The 6,433-nt window shown below is 70.3% G+C and carries 6 protein-coding genes; 4 read left to right on the forward strand and 2 right to left on the reverse strand.

Annotated elements, in window-relative coordinates:
* Positions 1-316: 316 nt before the first annotated feature.
* A complete protein-coding gene (locus VGD93_RS12525) occupies positions 317-613 on the reverse strand; it encodes a GNAT family N-acetyltransferase (protein WP_395012519.1) in 297 nt (98 codons plus the stop codon).
* Positions 614-640: 27 nt separating this feature from the next.
* Positions 641-1,210, reverse strand: coding sequence for a tetratricopeptide repeat protein (locus VGD93_RS12530; protein WP_395012520.1), 570 nt, complete (start codon positions 1,208-1,210; stop codon positions 641-643).
* A 317-nt stretch (positions 1,211-1,527) separates the two neighbouring features.
* On the opposite strand from VGD93_RS12530, the gene VGD93_RS12535 reads away from it, so the two are divergent.
* The 4 genes from VGD93_RS12535 to VGD93_RS12550 are packed head-to-tail and all read left to right on the forward strand — an operon-like array spanning position 1,528 to position 5,909.
* Positions 1,528-2,538, forward strand: coding sequence for an ABC transporter substrate-binding protein (locus VGD93_RS12535; protein WP_395012521.1), 1,011 nt, complete (start codon positions 1,528-1,530; stop codon positions 2,536-2,538).
* Between the two features lie 19 nt (positions 2,539-2,557).
* On the forward strand, positions 2,558-4,027 hold the full coding sequence (locus VGD93_RS12540) for a sugar ABC transporter ATP-binding protein (protein ID WP_395012522.1): 1,470 nt from the start codon (positions 2,558-2,560) through the stop codon (positions 4,025-4,027).
* Entirely contained in the window at positions 4,024-4,968 is a 945-nt protein-coding gene (locus VGD93_RS12545; RefSeq protein ID WP_395012523.1) for an ABC transporter permease, read from the forward strand. The genes VGD93_RS12540 and VGD93_RS12545 overlap by 4 nt, the downstream gene beginning before the upstream one ends.
* Positions 4,965-5,909 carry an ABC transporter permease gene (locus VGD93_RS12550; RefSeq protein ID WP_395012524.1) on the forward strand — a complete coding sequence of 315 codons (945 nt, stop codon included), beginning with the start codon at positions 4,965-4,967 and terminating at the stop codon, positions 5,907-5,909. Before VGD93_RS12545 ends, VGD93_RS12550 begins: the two co-directional genes overlap by 4 nt.
* Positions 5,910-6,433: the final 524 nt, after the last annotated feature.

Here is a 6,433-nt window from a genome sequence, read left to right on the forward strand (position 1 = left end):
TCCCGGCCCGCGTCGCTTGCGTCCGGGGCTGCCGGTACGGTCGCCTCCGCTGCCGCTTCCGGCTTGGACCGGGACGGCGCGCGGGCGGTGCGGACGTTGCTGGCAAAGGCGAGAGCGAAACTGGTCATGGCGATTTTCGGCGTGGGTTGAGACGCTGTCCCCGCCGGCAAAACACCGCTGCGGCAAGGGAAGTTGCACGACGCCGCTGCCCGCCCCCCGGTTCCGTCGGCCATGGTTAACATTTGCGTAAAATGCGCGTCATCGCGGCGCTCCCGGCCGGGTCGCGCCGCGACGCCGCGGATGCCGGCCTTGGGGGTCAGGCCCTGAGCTCGCTCCAGCCCGGATGCCGGCGGAACTGCGCCGCCACGTAGCCGCATTGCGGCAGGATCTTGAAGCCTTCCGCCCGCGCGTCGGCGATCAACGCCTCGACCAGCTGCAGCGCAATGCCGTGGTTGCGGTATTGCGGCGGCACGCCGGTATGCTCGGCGATGACGGTCTTGGGATCGAGGTGCCGATAGTTCAGCTCGGCTTCGGAGCCGTCGGGCAGGCGAACGAAATAGCGGCCGCCATGGGCCGCATGGTGCTCACGCTCGACGGGGTGGTCTTCGATCATTCGAATATTCCTTGTGCATCAACGGGTTCAAGTACGGGTGATGTCCTGCGAGAGTTCGGGGAAGAGGAACCTCTCGTTGAGAAAGGGGTGCACCTGGAGGGCAGCGGCCATGTCCTTGACCGCGAGGGCGCGCTTGCCCTGCTGCAGATAGATGAGGGCACGCCCCGACAGCGCCCCGAAATGGCGCGGCTCGCGCTTGAGCACCTCCTCGATATCGGCGAGCGAGGCGTCGAGCGTGTTGGTCATGTAGTGCAGGGTGGCGCGCTGGTTCCAAGCCTCGGCATAGTCGGGGTAGTCGCGCACGAGGCCGTCCGCCATCTCGAGCGCGGCGAGGATCTCGCCGGCCCGGCGCGCCGCGAGCAGGTCGGCCATGCGTGCCGCCAGCACCGGGTCGGATGGCGTCGTCCAGTGAATCCAGATCTGCTGGTCGATGCGGTGCGCGGTCTCGGCGTCGGGGGCGAGCCGCAACTGGGCGAAGAGCTGTTCGAGCGCCGCCCGGTCCTCGGCCTCGCCGGCCCCGGCGGGTGCGACAAGCACCGCCGCCGCCAGCAGCAGGGCGGCGAGCAGGGCGGCAGGGAGGCGGAAGACCCGGCGCATCGTGGCGGCATCATCGACCGCCCCGCCGGGCAAGGCAAGCCTCGGCGTCTTGACAGATCGGTGAGCGGGCCGCACCCCCGCGCCCTTCGCCGGCCGGCGGCGGCCGCCCGCTTGACGCAGATCAAGCGTTCGGGCCGGGCGTCTCCTAGCTTTGCGGCAGCCGCGGCGTGCCGCCGGGAAGGGGACCCACGCGCCCGTTGCGCATTGTCGCCGCCCGTGCAACTCTCCGCGTGCTGCATGCTAACATGCCAGTTCATCGGACCGGTGCGGGGGACCGGACGCTGACCCCGAAAGGGCGAAAAGGGAGAACCATCGAAATGCGAAAGGCTCTGCTACTCACCACGCTCGCGGTCGTCCTGGCCTCGGGCACCGCGCTCGCCGACACCTCGGCCAAGCGCATCGCGCTGTCCAACAACTACGCCGGCAATTCCTGGCGCCAGGCCATGCTCACCAGCTGGGACACGATCACCAAGCCGGCCGTCGAGAAGGGCATCGTCGCTGCCGCCGACGCCTTCACCACGGCCGAGAACCAGGCCACCGAGCAGGCCGCCCAGATCCAGAATCTCATCCTGCAGGGCTACGACGCCATCGTCATCAACGCCGCCTCGCCGACGGCGCTGAACGGGGCCGTCAAGGAAGCCTGCGACGCCGGCATCGTCGTCGTCTCCTTCGACGGCATCGTCACCGAGCCGTGCGCCTGGCGCATCGCGGTGGATTTCGCCGCCATGGGCAAGGCCGAGATCGACTATCTCAAGGAGGCCCTGCCCGGCGGCGGCAAGCTGCTCGAGATTCGCGGCCTCGCCGGCGTCTTCGTCGACGACGAGATCTCCAAGGGCATCCATGAAGGCGTGGCCGAGAACCCGCAATTCGAGATTGTCGGCTCGGTGCACGGCGACTGGGCCCAGGACGTGGCGCAGAAGGCGGTGGCCGGGATCCTGCCCAGCCTGCCCGAGGATATCGTCGGCGTCGTCACCCAGGGCGGCGACGGGTACGGCGCGGCCCAGGCCTTCGCGGCGGCGGGCCGGCCGACGCCGCTGATCATCATGGGCAATCGCCAGGACGAACTGGCCTGGTGGAAGCAGCAGAAGGACGCCTCCGGCTACAAGACCATGTCGGTCTCCATCGCCCCGGGCGTGTCGACGCTCGCCTTCTGGGTGGCGCAGCAGATCCTCGACGGCCAGGACGTGCCCAAGGACCTGGTGGTGCCGTTCCTGCGCATCGACCAGGACGGGCTCGAGGCCGCCCTCGAGACGACGCCGTCGGGTGGCGTCGCCAATGTCGAGTATACGCTCGAGGACGCGCAGAAGGTGATCGCCGCGGCCAAGTAGCGGCCGCGGCTCCGCCATCATGCAGGATCCGCAGGACATCCCTGTCTTTGCGGTGGACGGCGCCAGCAAGAGCTTTGGCGCCGTCCGCGCGCTTGCCGGCGTCGATTTCTCGGTCCGTGGCGGCGAATGCGTCGGGCTCGTCGGCCACAACGGTGCCGGCAAGTCGACGCTGGTCAACGTCATCACCGGCGGCCTCCGGCTTGACGCCGGCAGCATCCGCCTTGCCGGGCAGGACGAAACCGCACGCTACGCCATCCGCGAGGCGCACGCGCACGGGGTGCGCTGCGTCTTCCAGGAGCTGTCGCTGTGCCCCAACCTGACGGTGACGGAGAACACCCGCATCAGCCACGCCGCGCTCCGGGGCCCGGGCTGGCGGCGGCGGGCCGAGGCGCTGATCCGCGGCACGCTCGACGACATCTTTCCCGGCCACGGCATCGATTGCCGGCAGACCATCTCGACGCTCAGCATCGCCGAGCGGCAGATGGTCGAGATCGCCACCGCCTTCTCCGAGACGGATGCGCCGGTGAAGCTCGTCATCCTCGACGAGCCGACCTCCTCGCTCGATGCCAGCCTCGCCGCGCAACTGCTCGCCTATGTGCGCCGCTTCGTCGGCGGGGGCGGCGCGGTGGTGCTGATCTCGCACATTCTGGGCGAGATCCTGTCCGCCGCCGACCGGGTGGTGGTGATGAAGGACGGCAAGGTCGTGGCCGAGCGCCCGGCCGGCGAGTTCTCCATCGACACCCTGGTCGGCGCCATGGGCAGCGTGGTGCGGGCGCGCGATGCCGCCCGGCACGGGCCTGATGTCACCGGGCTCGCGCCGGTGCTCAGGCAGAAGGCGCGCCCGCGCGCCCGGGCCATCGAGTTCGTCGCCTATCCGGGCGAGATCGTCGGGCTTGCCGGCCTGGGCGGGCATGGCCAGACACAGACGCTGGTCAGCCTGTTCATGGCGCAGGGCGGCGACTGGCTGGCGCCGCGCGACGGCAAGGTCGCCTTCGTCGCCGGCGACCGCCACGTCGACGGCAATCTGCCGCTGTGGAGCATCCTGCGGAACATGACCATCGGGCTATTGCCCGACCTCACGCGCTTCGGGCTGGTGGATGAGCGCCGGGAGCAGGCGGTCGCCCGCGCCTGGCGCGAGCGCATCGACGTGCGCACGCAGGACCTGGCCAATCCCATCCTGTCGCTGTCGGGCGGCAATCAGCAGAAGGTGCTGTTCGCCCGCGCCCTGGCGACGCGGGCGCCGGTGGTGCTCATGGACGATCCGATGCGCGGCGTCGACATCGGCACCAAGCAGGAGGTCTATCACATGCTCAGGGCCGAGGCCGACAAGGGCCGCACCTTCGTGTGGTACTCGACCGAGATGGACGAGATCTGCCAGTGCGACCGCGTCTACGTGTTCCGCGAGGGGCGCATCGCGGCCGAACTCACGGGCGCCGACATCACCGAGGAGCGCGTGCTCGCCGCCTCCTTCGCGGAGCAGGCCGCATGAACTGGCTGTCGGCCGAACGCCTGCGCCTGCTGGTGCCGGCGCTGTCGCTGGCGGCGCTGCTCGCCGCCGTCTTCTGGCTGCAGCCGCGCACCATGAGCTATACCGGGCTCAACCTGCTGTTCAACCTCGCCGTGCCGATCGCGCTCGCCACCGTCGCGCAGATGCTGATCATGACGGTCAACGACCTCGACCTGTCGATGGGCACGTTCGTGAGCTTCGTCGCCTGCGTCACCGCCACCTTCCTGCAGTCGGCGCCGCTGCTCGGCGTCCTCGTCCTCGCCGCCACCATCGCCGTCTACGCCGCCCTGGGCGTGATCATCTACCTACGCAACCTGCCCTCGATCGTGGTGACGCTGGGGATGAGCTTCGTTTGGGGCGGGCTCGCCGTGCTGCTGCTGCCGGCGCCGGGCGGGGTGGCGCCCGACTGGATCCGCTGGCTGATGACGTCCAGGCCGCCCTTGGTGCCGATGGCCATCGTCGCCAGCGTGCTGATCGCCATCGTCGCCCACTTCATCGTCATGCGCTCGGCCTTCGGCGTCGTCATCCGCGGCGTGGGCGGCAACGAGCGTTCCGTCGCCCGCGCCGGCTGGTCGGTGCTCAGGGCGCGCGCCGCCACCTATGCGCTCGCCGGTTTCTTCGCGGTGCTGTCCGGCATCAGCCTCGTCGGCCTCACCACCTCCGCCGACGCCAACGTGGCGCTGCGCTATACGCTGCTGTCCATCGCCGGGGTGATCCTGGGGGGCGGCGAGTTCGTCGGCGGCCGGGTGTCGCCGGTGGGGGCGGTGATCGGGGCGCTGACGCTGACGCTGGCCGGCTCGTTCCTCAGCTTCCTCAGGATTTCGCCGGATTGGCAGATCGGCGCGCAGGGGGCGATCCTCATCATCGTGCTGGCGCTGCGGCTGCTGCTCAACCGCCGCGAGGCCGCGGAGCGGGCCGGATGAGCGCGCTACGCACCCTCTTCGCCCGCCCCTGGATCTGGGCCTTCATCGCCGCCTTCGCGGTCTGGCTCGCCACCATCCTGTTCACCGGCGGGGCCTCGACCCTGGGTCTCACCCAGGCGGCGCTGACCTTTGCCTCGTTCTCCGTCATCGTCGGGCTCGGGCAGATGTTCGTCATCACGCTGGGGCCGGGCAATATCGATCTGTCCATCCCGGCGACGATGACGCTTGCCGGCACAGTGGCGCTCAAGCTGATGGATACCGACAACGGCCTCATCCTGCTCGGGCTCGCCGCCACTTCCGGCATTGGCATCGCCGTGGGCGTCGCTAACTACGCCCTGATCAAGCTGCTGCGCATCCCGCCGATCATCGCGACGCTGTCCTCGAGCTTCATCGTGCAGTCGACGGCGATCTGGTACAATCGCGGCATCCGCATCAAGCCGCCCGGCGTGCTGGCCGATTTCGCCGTCGCCTCGAGCTTCGGCATTCCGAACGTGGCGCTCGTGGCGCTCGCCGTCTCGCTGCTCGCCTGGGTGCTCTTGGAAAAGGGCCTCTACGGGCGCTGGGTGTCCGCCATCGGCCAGAATCTGAGGGCGGCGCGGCTGGCGGGCGTGCCAGTCGACGGCGTGCGCTTCGCCACCTACGTGCTGTGCGCGCTGCTGGCGGCGCTGGCCGGGTTCCTGCTCAGCTGCTTTTCGGGCGGCGCGGCCCTCAACATGGGGGCCGAGTACCTGCTCACCTCCATCGCCGTGGTGGTCATCGGCGGCACCGCCGTGGCCGGCGGCTTCGGCAACGTGCCGGGCATTTGGGGCGCGTCGCTGTTCCTGTTTCTCGTCGTGTCGATGCTCAACACCTACGGCGCCAGCGCCGGGGTGCGGCTGCTGCTCACCGGCCTGATCATCATCGCGGTGATTATCGCGGCGAGCAGGAAGCCGGCAGGGTAGGGGCACCCGCGCCTCACTTCCGCTGCCTGCAGCGGGGCCGCCTCTGGCGGTGGGGGCGCCGTCGCGCCACAGGGGACCGCCCGGGCCCGGTGGTTGGGGCTCGATCGTGCGGTCGCGACTGTTCTCCCGCGCGGCGGGCGGGCGCCCCCTCCCCAACCCTCCCCACAAGGGGGAGGGTGTCCCCCGGTGCGCTTGGCCCAATGGTGCCACCAAGGCCGACAGCGGCCACCTTCACCAGCCGGAACCAGCCGCAACGCTCGCCTCACCCGCCGGAACCGGCCGCGACGCACTCTTCACCCTCCCCCGCGAAGCGCGGGGAGGGTCGGGGAGGGGGTGGTGCCGCGGGACACGGGTGCCGCAGTCGGCACCCTCCCTGCCGGGGGACGGCGGGACCGCCCGGGCCCGGTGGTTGGGGCCGGATCGTGCGGTCGCGACTGTTCTCCCGCGCGGCGGGCGGGCGCCCCCTCCCCAACCCTCCCCACAAGGGGGAGGGTGTCCCCCGGTGCGCTTGGCCCAATGGTGCC

This window comes from Devosia sp., from assembly GCF_036406155.1.
Taxonomy (GTDB): Bacteria; Pseudomonadota; Alphaproteobacteria; order Rhizobiales; family Devosiaceae; genus Devosia_A.